Source organism: Shewanella sp. Actino-trap-3, from assembly GCF_002836275.1.
Taxonomy (GTDB): domain Bacteria; phylum Pseudomonadota; class Gammaproteobacteria; order Enterobacterales; family Shewanellaceae; genus Shewanella; species Shewanella psychromarinicola.
In genome coordinates, this window is record NZ_PJCE01000001.1 from 1 (window position 1) to 21,457 (window position 21,457).

General features: G+C 40.5%; 18 protein-coding genes and 1 riboswitch. Of the genes, 5 read left to right on the plus strand and 13 right to left on the minus strand.

The window, feature by feature from the left end:
* Positions 1–1,450: 1,450 nt before the first annotated feature.
* On the minus strand, positions 1,451–1,936 hold the full coding sequence (locus CXF80_RS00010; RefSeq protein ID WP_101030162.1) for a glutathione peroxidase: 486 nt from the start codon (positions 1,934–1,936) through the stop codon (positions 1,451–1,453).
* Between the two features lie 151 nt (positions 1,937–2,087).
* On the opposite strand from CXF80_RS00010, the gene CXF80_RS00015 reads away from it, so the two are divergent.
* Positions 2,088–3,485 (plus strand): magnesium transporter, encoded by a 1,398-nt coding sequence (locus CXF80_RS00015; RefSeq protein ID WP_101030163.1) that lies wholly within the window; start codon positions 2,088–2,090, stop codon positions 3,483–3,485.
* A 309-nt stretch (positions 3,486–3,794) separates the two neighbouring features.
* Here CXF80_RS00015 and CXF80_RS00020 read toward each other — a convergent pair whose 3' ends face one another.
* From CXF80_RS00020 to CXF80_RS00070, 11 genes are all read right to left on the minus strand, one after another.
* Complete coding sequence (locus CXF80_RS00020) at positions 3,795–3,962, minus strand: small highly charged protein (RefSeq protein ID WP_101034621.1); 168 nt, start codon at positions 3,960–3,962, stop codon at positions 3,795–3,797.
* Between the two features lie 124 nt (positions 3,963–4,086).
* Positions 4,087–5,010, minus strand: coding sequence for a dTDP-4-dehydrorhamnose reductase (gene rfbD / locus CXF80_RS00025; RefSeq protein WP_157822156.1), 924 nt, complete (start codon positions 5,008–5,010; stop codon positions 4,087–4,089).
* On the minus strand, positions 5,007–6,038 hold the full coding sequence (gene rfbB / locus CXF80_RS00030) for a dTDP-glucose 4,6-dehydratase (RefSeq protein WP_101030165.1): 1,032 nt from the start codon (positions 6,036–6,038) through the stop codon (positions 5,007–5,009). The genes rfbD and rfbB overlap by 4 nt, the downstream gene beginning before the upstream one ends.
* Positions 6,035–6,604: a dTDP-4-dehydrorhamnose 3,5-epimerase gene (rfbC, locus tag CXF80_RS00035; protein ID WP_101030166.1), complete on the minus strand. Its 570-nt coding sequence runs from the start codon at positions 6,602–6,604 to the stop codon at positions 6,035–6,037. Before rfbC ends, rfbB begins: the two co-directional genes overlap by 4 nt.
* On the minus strand, positions 6,591–7,478 hold the full coding sequence (gene rfbA, locus CXF80_RS00040; protein WP_101030167.1) for a glucose-1-phosphate thymidylyltransferase RfbA: 888 nt from the start codon (positions 7,476–7,478) through the stop codon (positions 6,591–6,593). Before rfbA ends, rfbC begins: the two co-directional genes overlap by 14 nt.
* Positions 7,479–8,229: 751 nt before the next feature.
* Complete coding sequence (locus CXF80_RS00045) at positions 8,230–9,363, minus strand: patatin-like phospholipase family protein (RefSeq protein ID WP_101030168.1); 1,134 nt, start codon at positions 9,361–9,363, stop codon at positions 8,230–8,232.
* A gap of 250 nt (positions 9,364–9,613) precedes the next feature.
* Positions 9,614–11,329, minus strand: coding sequence for a proline--tRNA ligase (locus tag CXF80_RS00050; RefSeq protein ID WP_101030169.1), 1,716 nt, complete (start codon positions 11,327–11,329; stop codon positions 9,614–9,616).
* A gap of 326 nt (positions 11,330–11,655) precedes the next feature.
* The gene (locus tag CXF80_RS00055) at positions 11,656–12,267 is read right to left on the minus strand and encodes an acyltransferase (RefSeq protein ID WP_101030170.1); all 612 of its coding nucleotides are present in this window, start codon (positions 12,265–12,267) and stop codon (positions 11,656–11,658) included.
* Between the two features lie 4 nt (positions 12,268–12,271).
* Positions 12,272–13,060, minus strand: coding sequence for a tRNA (N6-threonylcarbamoyladenosine(37)-N6)-methyltransferase TrmO (gene tsaA / locus CXF80_RS00060; RefSeq protein WP_101030171.1), 789 nt, complete (start codon positions 13,058–13,060; stop codon positions 12,272–12,274).
* A 113-nt stretch (positions 13,061–13,173) separates the two neighbouring features.
* Positions 13,174–13,569, minus strand: coding sequence for an Rcs stress response system protein RcsF (gene rcsF / locus CXF80_RS00065; RefSeq protein WP_101030172.1), 396 nt, complete (start codon positions 13,567–13,569; stop codon positions 13,174–13,176).
* Between the two features lie 162 nt (positions 13,570–13,731).
* A complete protein-coding gene (locus tag CXF80_RS00070) occupies positions 13,732–14,124 on the minus strand; it encodes an H-NS histone family protein (RefSeq protein WP_101030173.1) in 393 nt (130 codons plus the stop codon).
* Between the two features lie 450 nt (positions 14,125–14,574).
* Here CXF80_RS00070 and CXF80_RS00075 point away from each other — a divergent pair, with 450 nt between their 5' ends.
* The 4 genes from CXF80_RS00075 (at position 14,575) to CXF80_RS00090 (ending at position 19,247) form a co-directional block, all read left to right on the plus strand.
* Positions 14,575–15,324, plus strand: coding sequence for an electron transfer flavoprotein subunit beta/FixA family protein (locus tag CXF80_RS00075; protein WP_101030174.1), 750 nt, complete (start codon positions 14,575–14,577; stop codon positions 15,322–15,324).
* A 1-nt stretch (position 15,325) separates the two neighbouring features.
* Entirely contained in the window at positions 15,326–16,249 is a 924-nt protein-coding gene (locus tag CXF80_RS00080; RefSeq protein ID WP_101030175.1) for an electron transfer flavoprotein subunit alpha/FixB family protein, read from the plus strand.
* 383 nt (positions 16,250–16,632) lie between these two features.
* A riboswitch (Lysine riboswitch) is annotated at positions 16,633–16,850 on the plus strand.
* Positions 16,851–16,933: 83 nt separating this feature from the next.
* The gene (locus tag CXF80_RS00085; protein ID WP_101030176.1) at positions 16,934–18,499 is read left to right on the plus strand and encodes a Na+/H+ antiporter NhaC family protein; all 1,566 of its coding nucleotides are present in this window, start codon (positions 16,934–16,936) and stop codon (positions 18,497–18,499) included.
* Positions 18,500–18,668: 169 nt separating this feature from the next.
* Positions 18,669–19,247, plus strand: a complete 579-nt coding sequence (locus tag CXF80_RS00090) for a thymidine kinase (RefSeq protein WP_101030177.1) — start codon at positions 18,669–18,671, stop codon at positions 19,245–19,247.
* Between the two features lie 103 nt (positions 19,248–19,350).
* Here the strand turns inward: CXF80_RS00090 and CXF80_RS00095 are convergent, their stop codons facing one another.
* Positions 19,351–21,141, minus strand: coding sequence for an acyl-CoA dehydrogenase C-terminal domain-containing protein (locus CXF80_RS00095; protein WP_101030178.1), 1,791 nt, complete (start codon positions 21,139–21,141; stop codon positions 19,351–19,353).
* Positions 21,142–21,457: the final 316 nt, after the last annotated feature.

Here is a 21,457-nt window from a genome sequence, read left to right on the forward strand (position 1 = left end):
TTTTATTCCTTACATACTTACTCATACAATTAATCAGACTGGGCGTTATCAGGAAAGTTCACCCATAAAATGATTTTTTTGAATAAATTTTATCAAGCTAAAATATATTGAGCTAAAAATAATCACGAGTCTTATGGAATACGCATTAATCTTATTAAATAATTATTAATAACAATACGTTGTTAATCGTTATACTAAGATCATAATGTCTACATTCAACCTGTTGGTTTTTCCCGAGTGCAAATGGGGCCTGCGGTTGGTTATGGTAGCCGTCGATGATGACTTTTGGCTTGGTTTATACCAATACGTAAAGAGAATTCACAAAATGAGCCTAAAAAAAGGGCAACCAATGTGGTTGCCTAAGTCGTTCTTTGTGGGTTGTGAATAACGGTGCGCTAGCGTGTTAACACTCCCCAAATAGGGATGATGATGAACAATAAACATAAACTGTAGTGGCAAGTAAATAAGAGCTTTGAATACACACTAAACCGTTGGAGGAAGACGTTTAGTGAGTTCGTGTTCTTACTTGCTACATATACTATGACTAGGGCTATTTGGAAAAGTTCATTAAATGATGTACTAAATTTAAACGTCATTAATTGTGAGGATTTGTTCATCTTTGATGGTCGAAAGTGGTTCGATATACACGGGTGTTAATCGAGATGTACAGTATGTTTTCTACTTAGTTATCGATTGTTAGTGTGTCGTGATGACACTTAACAAGTCCTACTTAATCTCAATTCTGAAAGGCGATCGGATAACTTGTTAAAAAAGGGTCTATTTCAAGTCTGTAATATTAAACTTTCCATGTCTTTTGTTAACAAGATCTATTGCAAGTCGATACAACTTCGACCGCGGGGAAAAGCGCTGTTTGATAACGGGTTATGAGCCCCTGTTGAGGTAAGTTATTATAAGTAAGACACAAATAGTGGCACAACGCCTCTAGAAAGTTCAATAAATGGTAAATATGCGATCAAATCTATAGACATAAAAAAAGGCAATCAAATAATTGCCTATCGATCGACTTAGCGATCAAGGGGACCGCGCTAGAAGTCCCAGGGAGATGATGAACAAAAGTGAATATCACTGTTACTAAGTTTGAGTACGTGGTGGTTTAAAAGTTCAATATAAATGTATTTTTTTAGCCAAATAATGATGTTTATTTTATATTGCATATTTATCATAAACTTAAGTTTTGATGTGTTTTGATGTGTTTTGATGTGTTTTGATGTGTTTTGTAATGTGTTTTTTGTGGTTTGAGCGTATTTAATTTGAGCATGTTCAATTCGGGCATATCGTTAAATGGAAATGTTATTGACTTAACATGGTCATGGAGCGTCCGCCTATGCCCCAAGAAGTAAAGTAAGGCGATTAACATGACATCAATCGCCCAAAGCAAACTCGCATACATTATGGATTAACGGTATTCGATTACAGGTAAAAGCCTCGGCTAACTTAGCAGCTTTTCAATAATAGCGTTAAGGTCTTCTGGCTTAGTGGTTGGCGAATAACGTTCAATAACATTTCCTTGTTTATCGACTAAGAACTTAGTGAAGTTCCATTTGATAGACTCACTAGCCAAAAGGCCTTTGGCAGACTTTTTAAGGTGTTGGTACAAGGGGTGACTATTAGCACCATTAACATCAATTTTACTGAATAGCGGAAACGTAACCCCAAAGTTGAGTTCACAAAATTGGCTGATCTCGTCTTCATTACCTTGCTCTTGCTTACCGAATTGATTACAAGGAAACCCCAAAATAACTAAACCACGATCTTTATATTGTTGATATAAGGCTTCAAGACCTTTGTATTGCGGTGTAAATCCGCATTTACTTGCCGTGTTAACAATGAGCATAACTTTATCTTTAAAGTGCTCCATAACAACGTCTTTGCCTTGAATGTCTTTTACGATAATAGGGTAAATTGCAGCGGTCATGTGAAGCTCCTTTATATGAAAAGTAAACTATAATATAAATATGGTTGGCTGGCAATTTAGTTGCGCACAACTTAATTTATCTATTTGCTTATAAATACTAATTTCAATATAGTTTGCGCATAATTTACTATCAAGGATTAAGGACGGGCTTATGAATGAATTGAAGAACGAACTTAACTCTGAAGATGAAATCGACTCCAATTCGCAGCCACAAGCTGATGTCAGTCACGTGGTACATTTATTAACGGAAGCCGAGGGTGATGAGCAGGCCGAAATGTTCAGTGAGATTTTGACTGAAGCTGAACCAGGTACAATTGCTTTACTTTTAGAATCGTTACCGCTGGATGAGCGTTATGATCGTTGGCAGCAAGTTGATGTAGAAGAGCGTGTTGACGTTTTAAACTTAATGCGTGCAGATCCTCGTTTAGGCATAGTGAAAAAAATGCCAGACGAGGAGTTAGACCTACTCTTTTCGCAATTAAGTCCCGAAGATCTTATCGAGTGGAGTGATACGTTACCAGACAATATTACCGATCGTGCATTAGCACAGATGGGGGAACGTCAGCGCAAGCACTTCGAACTGTATGATCAATATTCTGATAATGAAATCGGTCGTTATGCTGATCACCAAATGTTGGCGTTAAGTCTTACGTCTACGGTCGCGCAAGGGCAACGTTTTTTTCGTCGAATTGATTTAGATTGTAATGACCACCTTTTTTTGGTGGATAATAACGATAAATATCTAGGGACAGTGCGTCGTTATGATGTTTTTAAAACGACCGATCTTGATACCCAATTACAGGTATTAATATGGGAAGACAGCCGGGTTATCTCTGCCGACTCATCTTTGATCGAAGCGGCCGAAGCCATTGAGCATAGTCGTGAGCTTGAATTACCGGTTGTCGATGATGACGGTATATTGATTGGCCGAATGACACTGAGAACGGCTACAGCCCTAGTGCGTGAGCATTACGAAGCACAATTAATGGCAACCGCAGGTATGGATGAACACGACGATTTGTTTGCTCCTATTATGGTGGGAGCAAAACGTCGTGCAGTGTGGTTAGGGATTAACTTACTCACTGCTTTTTTAGCTTCTGCGACCATTGGATTATTTGAAAATGTGTTGTCGCAAGTGGTGGCATTAGCGGTATTGATGCCTATTGTGGCTTCAATGGGCGGTATTGCAGGTAGCCAATCGTTAACACTGATGATCCGCGGTATGGCAATGGGGCAGATTTCTGCCGGTAACGTGATGTCGTTGATGAAAAACGAACTCGGGATCGGTGCACTTAACGGCATGTTGTGGTCGATTGTCATTGGTATTGTTGCCGGGTGGTGGTTTAACGATACGATAATGGGCATTGTAATTGGTTGTGCCATCTTAATTAATATGGCGGTTGCGGCTATTGCGGGTGTTATGGTGCCAATGATCTTACAACGTTTTAATCAAGATGCGGCATTATCAGGATCGGTCATTCTCACCACTGTCACCGACGTGGTAGGTTTTTTTACCTTCTTGGGATTGGCCACCATATTGTATCTGTAAAGGTGCGGTATTGCTTACATCAAAATGCACTGAGTCAACATTGGGCTAGCCTTTGGTTAACGTTGTCCAGCGCCTCGACGATTATCACGTATGCTGTTATTTAGCTTCAATTCGCCTTGCGGGTAAAACAAATGACACTTTTAATATAGCCTGACTTGAAAGAGACTTATTGCTATCGGTTTAGCCTATATCTTATTCCAAGTTGAGGTCATTTAAATGCTCTTGAGTCTCTCAAGGTCATTTTTTGATAATAAAAAAGCAAGTTACAGGTAACTTGCTTTTTAAACTCGATGAGACAATGCGGTTAAATTATTTCCACTTAGGAGGCGCTAACTCCATTTCTGGATTATCGTCAAAGTAGCCTCGCTTGGTATCTCGGCGGCGTTGTTTTACTTTTTTCGATTTTGGTTTTCCCTTTCCCTCGATGTTATCGCCCCATGGCGCATCGTCTTCATCAAATTCAAATGAGTGTGACATTTTTAACATTCCAGATAACTGTACCTTTTTTGGTACAACCCCTTTTTTACCTAAAGTTAATAATAAGCTAAAGCGAAATATTTAATCCTTGATGGTAAAAATTATTGCACGTAGAAATGACAATTCAATTTTTGGCGACAAATAAACATTCTTTGCTGTGTTTGAGTTCATTTAGGCATAGGGATAATTGTTGTTGCCAGGGGTTTTGTGTGGCAATGGTGTGTGATAAATCGCTATCTAGCGCACTAAATACTGGCCTATTGACGATTGAAGCATATTGTTCTGATGTTATAGGCTGTAAATAAATCGGTTGACGTAATAAGCCTAACCCTATCGCTTGTGTTTTTATCGCTTGTGCAAACTCATACCAAGTGCATATGCCAGCATCACTCCAATGGTAAATAGCTGACCATTGTTTTTGTAAACACAGTTTCCACAAAAAACGCGCAAGATCATCAACCATTGTCGGGCTGCCGGTTTGGTCATTAACAATATTAATCGGGTTTTCTTTACTTGAGCCTATGGCTGCCTGATTATGCGTCTGTGACATTAACTTCAGCATAGTGGTCAGAAAATTATTGCCAGTATGATGGTAAAGCCAAGAGGTACGTACAATGCAAAATAGATCAGATTGGTAGCTCAGTAGTGTTGCTTCTGCGAGTAATTTTGATTGCCCATAAGTATTAATAGCCGCTGGTTTTTGTGTCACCAAATAAGGTGTCGATGAGCCGCCATCGAATACATAATCTGTTGACAATTGGATCAGTTTAATCCCATAAGCACTAGCCGCTTTAGCGATATACTCAACGGCTAATGCATTGGTTTTTATCGCGGACTCAGGGTTAATTTCGGCTTTTTCGACGTTGGTATAGGCTGCGCAGTTAATGATGATATTGGGTCGATAATAAGCCAATGCTTCGTCAATACGTTGTGGCTGAGTAATATCAACTTGTTGGTGGCTGAGCTGGATCAGTTCCAGCGTATTAGGCTGAGTACGTTTTAAGGCTCGGGCTAGTTGACCTGTTTGACCAAAGGTTAATATTTTCATTGAACGTGAGCCAAATACCATTGGACAGTGCGGTATAAGCCATTAAAGAAGGTATGTTTAGGTGTCCAATTCAATGTTGTGGCCAATTTACTGGCATCAATGGCATAGCGACGATCATGTCCGGGTCTATCTTCAATATGCTCAATGAGTGAGGTAAAGCCATTGCCACTAGCAAGGCGATGATCCGGGAGTAATTGGCTAAGGTGTGCGCAAATCGACCTCACTACCTCAATATTAGTTTGCTCATTATTGCCGCCTACCGTATAGGTTTCACCCACGTTGCCTAAGGTTAATATTGTCAGTAAAGCTTCAACATGATCATCGACATAAAGCCAGTCTCGAATTTGTAGACCATTACCATAGATAGGAATTTGCTCACCCGCTATAGCGCGGGTAATGGTCAATGGGATCAGTTTTTCTGGATGTTGGTATGGGCCATAATTATTAGAACAATAACTGATTAAAATGGGTAAACCATAGGTTCGATACCAGGCTTTGACTAGATGATCGCTTGATGCTTTACTTGCTGAGTAAGGTGAGCTGGGTGCATAAGCACTTTGCTCATTGAAAAAGCCTGTGCCGGGTAAGTCACCAAATACCTCATCAGTCGAAATATGATGGAAGCGAAATCGTGCAGCCTTAGCGCTCAATAAACCATTATAAAATTGTCTGCTGGCTTCTAAAAGTTGATAAGTACCGACTATATTAGTCTGAATAAATTCTGCAGGACCTGAAATGGATCGATCAACATGAGTCTCTGCCGCTAAATGCATGACGGCGTCGGGTTGAAACCGATTAAATACTTGGGTTAATAATTGAGCATCACAGATATCGCCTTCGATGAAATGGTATCGTTGACTTTGGTTTAGCATTTTAAGGCTGCTGGGATCCGCTGCATATGTCAGCTTATCGATATTAATGACACTGTGATGGGTAAAATTAATGATAAATCTGATTAGTGCCGATCCAATAAATCCACAACCACCAGTAATCAGTATTGCGAGTGCTTGTTCGTTTCTGTGTGTCATTGTTTTAGGCCAAATGAGATAACCTTAGGGTTTAGCATCGGGTTATCTTTGTCTGAGACGAGAGGAGCAAGGTGCTGTTTTAATGGCCATTGAATATTGAGCACGGGATCATTCCATGCGATGGTTTGATCATCATCTGGTCGATAATATTGTGAACATTTATAAATAACATCAGCGATGTCAGACAATACGTAAAAGCCATGAGCAAATCCCGCAGGGATCCACATTTGATAGCCATTTTCGTCTGAGATTTCTTGGCCTATCCACTTACCATAGGTTGTAGACCCTTGACGAATATCGACAGCAACGTCAAAGATGCTTCCTCTTGCTACCCGGATTAATTTACCTTGAGGGAAGTGTTGCTGGAAGTGAAGTCCACGTAAGACATTATTAATAGAACGCGATTGATTTTCTTGGACTAGTTGAGGAACATCTAAGTTGTTTTGGGTAAACGCGTCACTAAAGGTATTTTGGCGTAACGTTTCCATAAAGAATCCACGCTCATCAATGAACTTACGTGGGCTAAAAATCATCACGTCTTTGAGTTGAGTGTTAATCCATTTCATCTGGAAAATTCTTATTTAATAGAGACAGTAAGTATTCACCATAACCACTTTTTAACAGTGGCTTAGCCAGTTTTTTGAGTTGTAATTGATCAATTAATCCCATCGAATAGGCTATTTCCTCAGGGCAGGACACTTTTAAACCTTGGCGTTTTTCTATTGCAGCTATGTATTGTGTCGCTTCTGCCATGGCATCGGGTGTACCAGTGTCTAGCCAAGCGGTTCCTCGGCCTAAGATATTGACTTGAAGATTATTATTATCAAGATATTGATTTATCACATCCACTATTTCGAGTTCTCCTCTTTCAGAGGGGAAGACTTGCTTAGCGTAATAGCTTGCCTTGTTGTCGAAAAAATACAGCCCTGGCATGGCAAAATTTGATTTGGGTTTAGCGGGCTTTTCTGTAATAGAAAGTACTTGATTATGTTTATCAAACTCAATAACACCATAAGCTTGTGGATTAGCAACGTGATAACCAAAGACGGTGGCAGATGATATTTTATTAGTTGATTGTAGAGTGTGTTGTAATTGATGGCCATAAAATAAATTATCCCCTAAAATCATTGCACAAGGACTACCATTCAAAAAAGGTTCAGCAATAATGAGTGCTTGTGCGAGTCCTTCAGGCTTTGCTTGTGTTGCAAATTCAATGTTAATACCCCATTGATGGCCATTGTGCAGCAGTGATTTAAAAAGAGGCAGATCGGTAGGCGTGCAAATAAGCAAAATCTCTGTAATACCAGCCTGCATCAATGTGCATAGCGGATAATAAACCATAGGTTTATCGTAAACGGGTAATAACTGTTTACAGACAACTTGGGTGATAGGAAATAGTCGAGTGCCTGAACCTCCAGCTAATAAAATACCTTTTCTCATCAATCTTTCTTTAAGTGACTCATAAATGAATTTTAGCACAGCTAAAATCAATTAAGCAGATTTGTTATGGGTGTTATTTACCTAAGCCTTCAATTATATCAAGGCTATATCGCTCTGCATCAGGGCCTTTAATTCGCTGAAATTTCACATCTAATAAATAGAAGTGATCTGAATAGACTCGATAAATATGCTCGCGATCTAAATGATAATATTACTCGTTTGATCCTATTTGAAGGTGCCTTTACCTCGATAGGGATGAGGATCGCTATCTAAACCTATGGTGTGGATGGTGCATGTAAGTTCGAGTTTGGGCAAGGGAACATGCCACGATAAACACCTGCCATTGCAAGGTTGCTTTGCAGCTTGTTGCTATATCAATCGTGAGATTGTCTAGTTGGTTGGCTGCAGCCTAAGATTACCCATCCGAGTACTAAGCATAAATTTTTCATCTAAGCCCCCTTTAGATACAAAATTGTCGTGCATATGATCCTCGGCAGTTTTGGTGTTATGTGTCTACATTCAATGATAAAAAATCTACAAAAGGATTTTCTAGAGTAGGTGATACTATTTTAAATGGTTGTTTTTAAATTGTTGTTTTTAATAGATTATTTTTAAATGGCTATTTAACTCAAGTTAAACCAGTATCATGAGGATTACTTGATAATAGGTGACCAGAGTGTACTCGTGATTTTATCATCAATCGATCCAAGCGTTAAAATATAGCTAACGCATAGATTTTGCGCCTTAATGGTTAAACTTTAGTCGGGATATCAAAAAATTGTTTTATCTCATCTATTCTATCCATTGCATCTTGATAACCCAAATCAATCAAGGTTGTGGTATAGCTTTTTTCGAATAATAGATATGAGACGATACTTGAATCTGACTGTCGATTAATGCCAAAAAACTTCAATAAGGTTTTGATTGCAAATGGCATATCATCATAAAATCGATCCGCAATTCGGCTGAGATCTTGACTGGGCTTTATGACCAATGTCTCTATATGGCGAAGATTTAATGAGTCACGTCCTTCTTTCGACATGAATGACAACGTTTGATTTCCTTTCTGTAACCTTTCTAAATCACTGTTTAATGTATCCGAAAAAATCGTGTCTAATAAATGTCCTCCTATTGTTGCTGTTTTAGGATGATGTTCAAACTCGATAGGGAAATTTTTGTGTGGACTTTCTAAATTAATAACAAATATTTTATTGGCACCAAGGTGGACCGGACTTGATAAGGGAGAGAGTTGATGGACTGACCCATCGCAATAATAAGCCTGATTAAGTTTAATTGATGGAAAGACCATCGGGATAGCAGAGCTTGCAAGTAAATGCTCAGTATTTAATAAGCTGCGAATACCACTTCGTTTAGCACTTTGCCAATTTTCAATGTGTTTATTGCCCTGATAAAAACTATATGATCGTGAATTGTTATAACTCGAGGCGTCGACACTTATCGCCTTGAGTGCATTGTTACTGATGTTGCGGTCGATTCTTTTAAAATCGATAAGTTTATCCAATAATTCACGTAATGGTTGATTATCAAGTAGGCTTGCTGCGTCCGTACTCACCTTATCGTCTTGTAAGCCTTTGATTGCCATTCGCCCCAAATGTCTTAACACTTGGGGGATGGAAGCCCGATAGACTTTATGGGTTTCAAAATGACGCCACACCCAATCCAGTTTTTTTATGCCCAAATGAAAGCAAGATGCGTGGGTTGCCAGAGATGTTGCGTTAATGGCTCCTGCCGATGTCCCGCAAATGATATCAAATGGGACATTATGGTTGCGTGGGTAAAACTGCACTAGCGCTTTCAATACGCCTATTTGATACGCAGCTCTTGCCCCACCGCCACCTAAAACTAATGCTGTTGATACTGACAATATCTATCCTTAACGTTTTAAATGTACTTATTTTTAGTATGAATTCTTTTTCGAGTTTACACCAGTTACCAATAAGTCGACTATGCTATTTATTGTCTGTTTCTCATCTTATTGCGAGTAAGCAGTCTATGAGTAAGCATTGAACATTAAATATTACTGATCAAAAAGGTATCATCTGTTTTTCTAGAAGCAATAAAAAAACGCACCATAAAGTGCGTTTTTAAAATGTATTGTTGTGAATTATTAAGGGTTAACCTTTAGCTGCCTTGGTTAAAAACGCTACAATCTCATCAAATGGGATATCTTGTTTCTCACCAGTACGACGATTTTTGTACTCAAATACGCCTGCATCGATATTGCGGTCGCCAATAACCACAACATGGGGTAAGCCGATTAATTCCATATCAGCAAACATAACACCAGGACGTTCTTTACGATCATCCATTAATACTTCAATACCGGCATCCGCTAAGTCTTGGTAAAGTTTTTCAGCGATGTCAGCAACACGATGGGATTTATGCATATTCATGGGTAAAATACCCACCGAGAATGGTGCAATTGCTTCTGGCCAAATAATGCCGCGATCATCGTTGTTTTGCTCAATGGCAGCAGCCACAATACGGCTCACGCCGACACCATAACAACCCATCAACAACACCTGTGCTTTACCGTTTTCATCTAACACTGTGGCATTCATTGATGTAGAGTAACTTGTTCCTAACTGGAAAATATGGCCGACTTCAATACCACGAGCCATTGCATAAGTACCAAGGCCATCTGGGGTAGGTTCACCTTCAACCACATTACGAATGTCAGCAGCGGTTGCTAAAGGGAAATCTCGCTCCCAGTTGATACCGAAATAATGCTTATCTTCAGCGTTAGCACCCGCGGCAAAATCGCTCATCACAGTAACACTGTGATCAACAATAATCGGCATAGTTAAGCCGACAGGTCCTATAGAACCAGGACCTGCGCCAACGGCATCTCGAATTTCAGCTTCTGATGCAAATTCAAATGGCGATGCTACTAATTCAAGTTTGTCGGCTTTGACTTCGTTAAGTTCATGATCGCCACGGATAACTAATGCCACCAATGGTGCTTCTTCAGTCGCGCCTTTAACAATTAAGGTTTTAACTGTTTGGGTGATGACGACATTAAATTGCTCAACCAATTCGGCAATTGTTTTTGCGTTAGGTGTCGCGACCAACGTCATTGCTTCAGTTGGCTCTGCGCGTGTTTGGGTTGGCATAGGTGATTCAGCTTTTTCAATGTTAGCGGCATAGTCGCTGCCCGTTGAATAAGCGATTAAATCTTCACCACTGCTTGCGAGCACATGGAATTCATGCGACATGCTGCCACCAATAGAGCCCGTATCAGCTAGTACAGGGCGGAACGATAAGCCCATACGAGTCAGTATATTGCTGTATGCGGTATGCATTGCATGGTAAGTACTGTCCATGGTTTGTTGATCTAAATGGAAAGAATAGGCATCTTTCATCAAAAATTCGCGCGCGCGCATGACGCCAAAACGTGGACGTACTTCATCACGGAATTTGGTTTGTACTTGGTATAGTGTTAACGGCAGCTGTTTGTATGAGTTTAGCTCTTTACGGACTAAATCGGTGATCACTTCTTCATGGGTTGGTCCCAATACAAAGTCACGATTATTACGGTCTTGGAAACGCAATAACTCAGGACCAAATTTGTCCCAACGGCCTGTTTCAACCCATAGATCAGCAGGTTGTACTAACGGCATTAATATTTCGATAGCGCCTGTTTTGTTCATTTCTTCACGAACAATAGCTTCAACTTTACGTAATACACGTAAACCTGACGGTAGCCAAGTGTAGAGACCTGAAGCATTACGACGGATCATACCGGCACGTAACATTAACTGATGACTAACCACCTCTGCATTTGCAGGGGTTTCTTTTTGTGTTGAAAGCAGGTACTTGCTAACTCGCATTCCCAATGTCCAAAATAGTTACTATGAATGAGCATCATTTTAGCACCTGCTTCAATGATGTCACCTGCTAATTCGACTCAAAAGTAGGCTTTGTGGTGCTTTAATGGCGGGATATTATTATTTAACTTCCGCGCCGGATAATAAACGGTTATCAAACCACTCTTTGTCCTGCTATCTGTTTTGTATTCTCTTATACATTAAAATGCCATAGGCACGCTATTGACGCATCAATGCGCCTTGTTGGTAAACAAATGGAAAGTTTGATATTGCAGACTTGAAGTCAATCCGTTTTATCGATTTATCTCATCTTCTATTTCAAGTGGAGGTTATTTTTTACGCCTATCACCAATGACTCGGGCAGGATTACCAGCAACAATGGCGAAGTGTGGAACATCTTTTGTGACAATGCAGCCCATACCAATAACAGCATGATCCCCAATGGTCACACCGTCAACAATGCCTGCTTGAGCGCCAATCCATACATCTTGGCCAATCACGACACCTTTTGATGTTGCGGGTTGTTGATAAACGGGTGTTTCGGGTGACATGCCATGATTAAAGGCATAAATAGTCACGTTATTAGCAATGCGGGTTTGGCTGCCAATTTTGATGCCGTTGCGGCCGCCATCTAAACTACAGCCATGATTAATGGCCACTTCATTGCCTAGGGTAATTGGACCATGCATAAACACATCGGCGGCAATCATGCATTGATCTCCAATGCTGATGTCTCTACCGGGTTCGGCAAAAAGCTGAGCTTGTGGCGCTATAAAGCATTGTTCACCAATATGAATAGTTTCAAGCTGACGCAACCGCTGCTGAATGTCATCTTGCCAGGGCTTTGCCCATGTTAAATGTTTTGCTTTAAGCGAAAAATACAGCCATGGCATCCATGACAAACGTTTTTTGTGTTGAGCTTGGTAATCAATGTCTGTCATTGGCTTAATCCTTTAATAATGTCACTTTGGTCGGTTTAAGCTCTAATACTTCGATACCTTGAGAAGTGATATGCCAAAAAATATCTAAATCGTACAATGCAACTTGATATAATTTGGGGTCATCTTTATTTTTTTTATAAGCGGGTCGCGGGTCTTGAGATAATACCCCGTTAATTAATTCGGCTAAGCCTTGGTATTGTTCTATAGCAGCATATTGAGCTATTTGTGTCAGCGCTATTGCGGTATAAGTTACCGCAATAAGTACGGGAGCATCTTGGGCTATGCCGCTTTTTGCATCGACAATGGCATCAGAAAAAGGAATATACGGTTTAATATCAATGATGGGAGTACCGTCTAATAAATCCATCCCCGATATTATTAAACAGACTTTACCTTTGCGTTGAACCACGCCATGGAGTTTGACCACTGACTGGCCAATACCATTGGGGCGAAACGTTGAACGTGTGGCAAATACGCCCAATTTTTCATTACCACCTAAACGGGGAGGGCGTACCATCGTTTTCCAGCCTTGTGCTATATTTTCATGGAAACAAAATAATAACCATAAGTGCGAGTTTTGTTCTATCCCTCTGACGGCATCAATGTGATTAAAAGCAGGTTCAAATTCAATATAACCAACCACATCGACTAAGCCGGGCTGACGCGGAATACCAAACTTTTGTTTATAAGGTGTTCGGCATATTGCAACAGCATTTAATTGGCTGCTAAATGGAACGCGAGATCTGTTATTTATAGGATCTGTTTGACCGTGTTGATCGTTACCTTGTGTCATGCAATACCTGGATTAAACATAAAAAGGAAATCAGACATAAAATATAAAAAATCTTGATGAGTATTATATGGGCACTCATCATTTATAGGCTACCAATATATTATATTGAGTTATTATTTTTCTGTAGGCGTTTTAATGGCTTGACCTACGCATAGTGCACGACTAAAACAACTGGTGTCCGCTTCTGCAAGAATAAAGCAACTTTTAACCACGAATCCATTAGCGCCCAAATCGGCTGCTGCTCTTCTAGCATTAGTACGTGCAACGGCCATTTGTGGCGGTGCATCTTGACTGCTTTCTTGACAGGCTTCACCTTCAACTAAGCCTAATACTGCAAACGGTCCTTTTGGTAGTTGGTTACCTTCGTATAATTGGACATCACTGGCTTTAAAGTAATCATTGATATTTTTACTGTCTAAATTACTTTTGAATGTGTAATCACTTGCACAAGCACTCAATAATAATGTGATACCGGAGACAATAAAAATAGGTTTAAGAGGAAAAGTCATAGCCGTAACCTTCTATTAATGGGAAATGGATCAACAAGGGTGAGTTTACCTTGTCTGATGGCGATGATAAAGCGATTAAAGGCCATAAAAAAAGAGCTTACCGAAGTAAGCTCTTTTCAAATTTAAGGGGTAATTGTGTTGTTAACCATTAAGTCAGAAAAATTATTCCATACCAGGAATTAAAAATTCAGCCATGTTCTTTCCGCTATCAACTTGTTGTTTGAATACGGTTGGCATACGCCCTTGACCAGTCCATTGAATTAATTTGTCATCAATGGTGATTTGATATTTTGGTGGACGTGGTGCACGTTTTTTGGTCGACGTTTTAGCTGAAGAGGTAACTTCACCTAAATCTTCAATTGATAAACCACTGTTTTGAATTTGGGCAAGAATTTCAGCAATACGTGCATTACGCTCAGCATTAGCTTCGAGTTCTAATTTCTCTTCTTCTTGACGTTCGGCAATAATTTTTTCTAATTTTGCAGCGGCTTCACGCAAATCATCAAGCGACAATTCTTTTACTGCAGCTTTAAAACGGCGACCGTGGGTTAATATGTGTAAAAGTCACTCATGATATGTAGTTTCCTAATGATTGATTTATAAAATAAACAGTTATAAGATATAAAGTTATTAACGTTTCAGTGCCACTGATGGTTTATTTAGTCGTTATTCTTAATCTAAATCAGATATAAATCAGATTATTTGTCTAATTATTACCAATACAGCTAAATAAATACTGAATATAGATGTAATAATAGAAACTATTTGGCATTGAATCAAATTAAATTATCTGTTTATGAAATAAAATTTAACTCAGCGTTCTCATTAAGCCCTAATTCAACTCTGTTTGTTTAGTTTGATTGCCACCATAACAACAAAAAATATGTAAACAAGCGTTTGACTTTGATTGACGTTCACGTTAACAGGACGTAAAGTTAACCCATCTTGCATTGGCAAACGCCAATGTGTTGTCCAAATGCATTGAAGGTGTAGGAAGGAAACCCTATGAAAGTATTGGTGCCAGTTAAACGCGTAGTCGACTCCAATGTGAAGGTCAGAGTAAAAGCTGACAACACAAGTGTTGATATGACAAACCTTAAAATGGCGTTAAACCCATTTTGCGAAATTGCGATAGAAGAGGCTGTTCGCTTAAAAGAAGCCGGTATTGCTACTGAAGTTGTGGTAGTGAGTGTTGGTTCTAAAGCGGTGCAAGAACAATTAAGAACAGCAATGGCATTAGGTGCAGACCGAGCGATTCATATTGAAACCGATGAAGAGCTAGTGCCGTTGTCTATAGCAAAGCTTTTAAAAGCGGTGCAAGAAAAAGAGCAAGCGCAATTAATTATTTTTGGTAAGCAGTCAATTGATGGCGATAACAATCAAACTGGACAAATGTTAGCGGCTTTAACTGATATGCCACAAGCAACATTTGCATCAGAAGTCAACGTTGAGGGTGATATTGTTACGGTTATCCGTGAGGTAGATGGTGGGTTACAAACCTTAAAAATGCCATTACCTGCGATTGTTACGGTTGACTTACGTTTGAATGAGCCTCGTTATGCTTCATTACCTAATATTATGAAGGCTAAGCGTAAGCCATTAGAGATAATGACGGTAGCAGATCTTGGTGTGAGCTTAAAGACACATCAAACGGTACTAAGCGTTACGCCTCCTGTTGAGCGTAAAGCAGGCATCATGGTGTCTTCTGTTGAAGAGTTAGTTGATAAGTTAAAAAATGAAGCGAAGGTGATCTAATATGACCATTTTAGTATTAGCAGAACACGATAATATCAGTCTGAAAACTGATACGGCTAAAGTGGTTAGCGCTGCTGCAGCCATTGGTGGTGATATTCATGTATTGGTTGCTGGTGTTGATTGTTCTGCCGCGGTAAGTGCAGCACAAAGTTTAGCGGGTGTGAGTAAAGTCTTAGTAGCAGATGCGGCATTATATGGTGCTCAATTAGCTGAAAATGTTTCAAAACTGGTCGTTGAAATAGCGGCGGATTACGAATACATTTTGGCTGCGGCTTCGAGCGTAGGTAAAGATACCTTACCGCGTGTGGCAGCATTATTAGACGTTGCTCAGATTTCTGAAGTGATTGAAGTGGTAAGCAGTGACACTTTTGTACGCCCTATTTATGCTGGTAATGCACTTGCTACAGTACAGAGCTTGGATGCTAAGAAAGTCATGACTGTGCGCTCAAGTGCCTTTGATGCTGCGGTCTCAACAGGCAGTGCTGAAGCGATAAACTTAAGCCAAGCAATTGATGCCCGCACTGAATTTGTATCTCAATCGTTAACTGAATCAGTCCGTCCTGAACTCGGTAATGCAGGCATTATTGTGTCTGGTGGCCGTGGCATGGGTAACGGTGAGAACTTTGCTTTATTAGAGCAATTGGCAGATAAACTAGGCGCGGCTGTTGGCGCATCTCGTGCGGCTGTGGATGCTGGTTTTGTGCCAAACGATTTACAAGTGGGTCAAACGGGTAAGATTGTCGCACCTGACTTGTATATTGCGGTAGGTATTTCTGGTGCGATTCAACATCTTGCCGGTATGAAAGATTCAAAAGTGATTGTAGCGATTAATAAAGATCCAGAAGCACCTATTTTTCAAGTGGCTGATTATGGACTGGTTGCCGATTTATTTGAAGCGGTACCAGCACTGAATAATCTCGTATAATCGGGCTTAAATTAGAGAGATGCGAGTTGATCTAGTCAGCAATGGCTACTGATGTAGAAGTGTTATTGAGCGTCTTGTCGATCGATTCTAAAAGGTTTCTACTCACTAAGGTAGAAACCTTTTTTATTGGATTACTTTTGGATCTATCCTGATCTTGAAAAGAGGTTTCCGTTCAAATGTCGACGCTTGTATGCCGTTGCTATTTCTGTGCCCGTTAGGCTAGCGTGTGTTTTATGTAAAAACGTTACATTAATGCTATGAGGTTGTGGTTTAAGTTGGTGTTATTGTTATTTGCACTTCCGTTAAGTGTTTTTTTGCTGGTATTGCATAGGCTACTTATGGTTGTATGTCCGCGCTGTTTGTAATGAGCTTTAAGTACAAACAACAAAAGTAGAGGTGCGTTGCATAAAAGTCATGTTGAATTGGGTGATGCCAATAATTCAACATAAAAGGATGCAATGCCGAAGCAAATGGGTCTATCAAGCGCATTTGTTGGGGCAGTTCTTGAAAGGGACTGCACTGTCATGGTGTTTTTTATCGATAAGATAAAAATAATGATATTCATATTAAATGGGTATTGCTGTGGAGTGCTACTAGTAAGTTGTGCATATGCTTTCTGTGTATGCTTAGTCTTATTTCTAGTGTTGCTTCATTCGTATCCAACGAAGACATAAATTAACTATTATGATGACAAGTTATGCCGATTCGGCTCTTTCTGTATTGCCTCCTCTTGTGGCAATTGCGTTAGCCATTTTAACCCGTAAAGTTTTATTATCCTTAGGTTTAGGTATTATTTTTGGTGCCTTATTACTCACTCAGTTTTCGCTGGTTGGAACGGGTGAGTATATCGTGCAAACCGCTAGCCAGCTTGTCTGGAAAGACGGTGAGCTGAGTTCATGGAATGTCTATATTCTAGGGTTTCTAATTGTACTTGGGATGATCACTGCGCTGATCACCGTGAGTGGATCGGCTCGAGCGTTTGCCGATTGGGCTAAACTGCGCATTCGTAATAAGCGTGATGCTAAGTTAATGACCATTTTTCTCGGTTGTGTAGTCTTTATTGATGATTACTTCAACAGTTTAGTTGTGGGTTCTATTTCTCGACCTATTACAGACAGATATCATATTTCACGCGCTAAACTCGCCTATATTCTTGACTCTACTGCAGCTCCTATTTGCGTTATTTCTCCTGTATCGAGCTGGGGGGCATATATTATTGCGCTCATTGGCGGTATTTTAACGGCGCATGGTTTTGCTGATTCTGGTCATCTAAGTGTGTTCATTCAAATGATCCCAATGAACTTTTATGCGTTGTTCTCGTTACTGTTATTAGTGTGTGTGGCGATTTTTGGCTTAGATGTGGGTCCAATGCGCCAGCATGAATTTAATGCACTTCGAGGTAACTTATTTGATGAATCAAAAGGCAAGCCACCTGGCGCCGTGACCGATTTACCGGAAGCTGACACCGGTAAAGTGATTGGGTTGTTTTTACCTATCGCCATATTAGTGTTTGCGACCGTTTACTTTATGGTTTCCAGTGGCGCTGAGGCATTAGTAGCCAAAGACCAAGTGTTTAGTGTGTTAGGCGCATTCGAAAATACAGACGTCAGTTTTTCTCTATTTTTTGGATCTTTAGTGGGATTGATTGTCACCATATTGTTAGCGTTCCAGCAGAAAGTTGAGCTGTCTATGCTGTTCAAAGGAATGTCTGTTGGTGCACGTTCAATGCTACCTGCAATTTACATTTTATTATTTGCTTGGACTATTTCCAGCGTAATTGGTCAGCTTGAAACCGGTAAGTACATGGCCAGTTTGGCTACTGACAACATTCCATTTGCTTTGTTACCAGCAATGTTATTTTTATTAGCTGGCATTACCGCATTTTCAACCGGAACGAGTTGGGGCACCTTTGGCATTATGCTACCGATAGCGGCCGATATGGCGATGGGCAGTGATAGCACAATGATGTTACCTATGCTGGCAGCGGTGCTTTCTGGTGCTGTATTTGGTGATCATTGTTCGCCTATTTCAGACACCACGATTTTGTCATCAACCGGAGCCAGTTGCCATCATATTGACCATGTTGTGACTCAGTTGCCTTATGCACTTATTGCGGCCTTGATTAGTTTAGTGGGTTATATCGTACTTGGTTTTACCGGTTCATTAATGGCCGGGCTTGTTTGTTGCTCGATATTATTTGTGATCAGTATTGTGATCCTGCGCTTTTGGGCTAGAAAATGCGCGATATGAATAAGGCTGCTTTTTGTAAATGATGGTCTTGTTCAGCTGAATGGTCTCACTTTGTGTCGCATTGAAAAATGGCGTATGGGTAACGAATACGCCATTTTTGTTTTTCATTACGATGCTAGAAAAGGTAATATGGACGATATTATCTGGCTAAACATTAGGACGCTTAACTTTGGCGCAACTGTATTTTTACTATTCGGCGATGAATGCCGGTAAATCAACTTCATTACTGCAGTCTTCTTATAATTATCGTGAGCGCGGTATGCACACGTTAGTGATGACGGCATCAATAGATAATCGTTATGGTGTTGGTAAAGTGGCATCGCGTATTGGTATTGAAACTGAGGCACAGGTCTTCGGTAGCACCGATAATTTAACTGAGTTAATTTCGACTTCGAATCATGAGCAAAAAATTCACTGTGTATTGATTGATGAATGTCAGTTTTTAAGTAAAGCCCAAGTCAGGCAGATAACACATGTTGTAGATAACCTCGATATCCCGGTGTTATGTTATGGCTTGCGCAATGATTTTCAAGGTGAATTGTTTACGGGTAGTCATTACTTATTAGCGTGGGCAGACAAGCTAGTCGAACTGAAAACCATTTGTCATTGTGGCCGTAAAGCCAACATGGTGGTTCGCCTTGATCATGAAGGTAATCCAATGCGCGAAGGTGAGCAAGTTGAGATTGGCGGTAATGAAAGTTACGAGTCGGTTTGCCGTAAACATTTTCGCGAATTTTTGTGGGATTAACACTTAATTACTGCGACAGAATAAAATAAAAACCGCTTCAATGGATATTGAAGCGGTTTTTTTTAGGATTTTTTACGGTTGTTTTGACAGCATCATACCGTGATTAAAAGTCGGCTTCTGCGAAATCGACAATATCGGCGCTGCTAGACTCAATTTGTTTGCGTAGGCTGCGAGTTTGGCTGCCCCAGTAGCTCATGAAGAATTTTGCAGTATTAAGCTTAGCTTGATAAAACTCGGCTTCTTCAGTGCCAGCCTCTAATGCGGCCAATGATGTTGCCGCCACACGGGTCCACATCCAAGCGAGTGCGGTAATACCAAAGAGTTGCATATACGGCATTGATGCTGCGCCAATAAGGTCTGGGTTTTTGCTGGCTGATTGCACTATAAAGCCAGTGGCTTTTTCAAGATCGCCCGCCGCATCCATTAACCCTGCAATATAAGGCTTCATGGCTTCGTTGCTAGCGTTTTCTTGAATTAACTGTTTCACCATGCCCGACCATAACGTTAATGCTGCGCCTTTGTCGCTCAGTAGTTTTCGGCCAACTAAATCGAGGGCCTGTACGCCATTTGTGCCTTCGTAAATCATCGCAATACGAATATCACGCACATACTGCTCCATACCCCATTCATTAATATACCCATGCCCGCCATAAACCTGCTGGGCATCAACACAAGCTTTAAAGCCTTGGTCGGTGACAAAGCCTTTAACAATAGGCGTAAACAAGGCGGCAAGTGCATTAGCTTGTTTAGCTTTTTCAGGGTCTGCATGACGTTCTACTTGGTCAAGCCATAACGCCTGTTGGCCCATTAGCGCACGTGTACCTTCATTGAAAGACTTTTGTGATAACAACATACGTCGAATGTCACCATGCACTAACAAAGAGTCTGCGGCTTTCTCAGGTTGTTTAACACCACTTAAGGCGCGGCCTTGAATACGATCTTTGGCATAGACCAATGCATTTTGGTAAGCAATATCGGATACGCCTAAACCTTGAATACCGACACCTAAACGCGCTTGGTTCATCATGGTGAACATGGCTTTTAAGCCTTGATGCGCTGCGCCAACTAATTCGCCTATTGCGCCGTCAAAATGCATTACACAAGTCGAGTTGCCGTGAATTCCCATTTTATGTTCAAGGCCTGTCGCACTCAGAGTGTTTGCTTCGCCTAGGCTGCCATCGGCATTGATTAAAAACTTAGGCACTGCGAATAACGAAATCCCTTTAACGCCTTCTGGCGCATCAGGCAGGCGAGCTAATACTAAGTGAATAATATTTTCGGCTAGATCATGATCACCCGATGATATAAAGATTTTCTCACCACTAATGGCAAAAAGCTCATCACCGGCTGGGACAGCCTTGGTGCGAAGTAAAGCTAAATCGGTACCAGCATGGGACTCGGTTAAGTTCATGGTGCCGGTCCACTCGCCACTGACTAGCTTGGCTAAGTACTTTTGCTTTAATGCATCACTGCCGTGCACATGAATAGCCGAATAAGCACCATGGGTTAACCCTGGATACATAGCAAAAGCCATGTTAGTAGCCGTTTTCATTTCGGTAGCAAATGTGCCAATAACTTCTGGCAGACCTTGGCCGCCAAACTCAGGATCGCAAGTTAATGTGGCCCAACCATCTTCTACATATTGCTTATAAGCTTGCTTAAAACCAGAAGGGGTAATGACCTTGCCATCGACCAGTTTACAACCTTCCAAGTCACCACTAGCATTGAGAGGCAACATGATGTCGGTAGTGAAGTCGGCGACACCTTGTAAAATTGCATCAGTGAGATCTGTGTCTAATTCATCAAAGCCGCGTAAATCAGTTTGCTGATAAACATTAAGCAGTTCAGACAGAATGAATTGATAATCACGAAGAGGAGCTTGGTAAATTGGCATAAGGTCGTTCCTTGGTTATGTTATATTTAAGTTTGGTCTCGGTAATAAGTCGTAACCATTGCTACTGGTCGAATCAGATTATGTATGCTTATCTAACATACGCAAATTCGAGTAAAAACTCAGTTTTTTACATCAGGGTAAACTTATCTTTTTGGCGAAGCTGTAACGATTTATTTACTCTTTAATCTCTCTGTTGCTTACCTCTATGTTAATACCTTACTTGGGCTTGGAAAGATCAGTACTAATAAAAGCGTTTTTATATACAGCAAGCGGATACAAAGTGGGATTTGTCCGGTCTATATAAGCTCAACATGGA

Bases quoted from the DNA above. Each gene is read 5' to 3' on its own strand.
- rfbB (WP_101030165.1), bottom strand. From the start codon at position 6,038: ATGACACACAGAAACGAACAAGCACTCGCAATACTGATTACTGGTGGT.
- CXF80_RS00055 (WP_101030170.1), bottom strand. From the start codon at position 12,267: ATGACAGACATTGATTACCAAGCTCAACACAAAAAACGTTTGTCATGG.
- CXF80_RS00015 (WP_101030163.1), top strand. From the start codon at position 2,088: ATGAATGAATTGAAGAACGAACTTAACTCTGAAGATGAAATCGACTCC.
- CXF80_RS00095 (WP_101030178.1), bottom strand. From the start codon at position 21,141: ATGCCAATTTACCAAGCTCCTCTTCGTGATTATCAATTCATTCTGTCT.
- rfbA (WP_101030167.1), bottom strand. From the start codon at position 7,478: ATGAGAAAAGGTATTTTATTAGCTGGAGGTTCAGGCACTCGACTATTT.
- CXF80_RS00020 (WP_101034621.1), bottom strand. From the start codon at position 3,962: ATGTCACACTCATTTGAATTTGATGAAGACGATGCGCCATGGGGCGAT.
- CXF80_RS00050 (WP_101030169.1), bottom strand. From the start codon at position 11,329: ATGCGAGTTAGCAAGTACCTGCTTTCAACACAAAAAGAAACCCCTGCA.
- CXF80_RS00075 (WP_101030174.1), top strand. From the start codon at position 14,575: ATGAAAGTATTGGTGCCAGTTAAACGCGTAGTCGACTCCAATGTGAAG.
- rfbD (WP_157822156.1), bottom strand. From the start codon at position 5,010: ATGAAAATATTAACCTTTGGTCAAACAGGTCAACTAGCCCGAGCCTTA.
- rfbC (WP_101030166.1), bottom strand. From the start codon at position 6,604: ATGAAATGGATTAACACTCAACTCAAAGACGTGATGATTTTTAGCCCA.
- rcsF (WP_101030172.1), bottom strand. From the start codon at position 13,569: ATGACTTTTCCTCTTAAACCTATTTTTATTGTCTCCGGTATCACATTA.
- CXF80_RS00010 (WP_101030162.1), bottom strand. From the start codon at position 1,936: ATGACCGCTGCAATTTACCCTATTATCGTAAAAGACATTCAAGGCAAA.
- CXF80_RS00080 (WP_101030175.1), top strand. From the start codon at position 15,326: ATGACCATTTTAGTATTAGCAGAACACGATAATATCAGTCTGAAAACT.
- tsaA (WP_101030171.1), bottom strand. From the start codon at position 13,060: ATGACACAAGGTAACGATCAACACGGTCAAACAGATCCTATAAATAAC.
- CXF80_RS00085 (WP_101030176.1), top strand. From the start codon at position 16,934: ATGATGACAAGTTATGCCGATTCGGCTCTTTCTGTATTGCCTCCTCTT.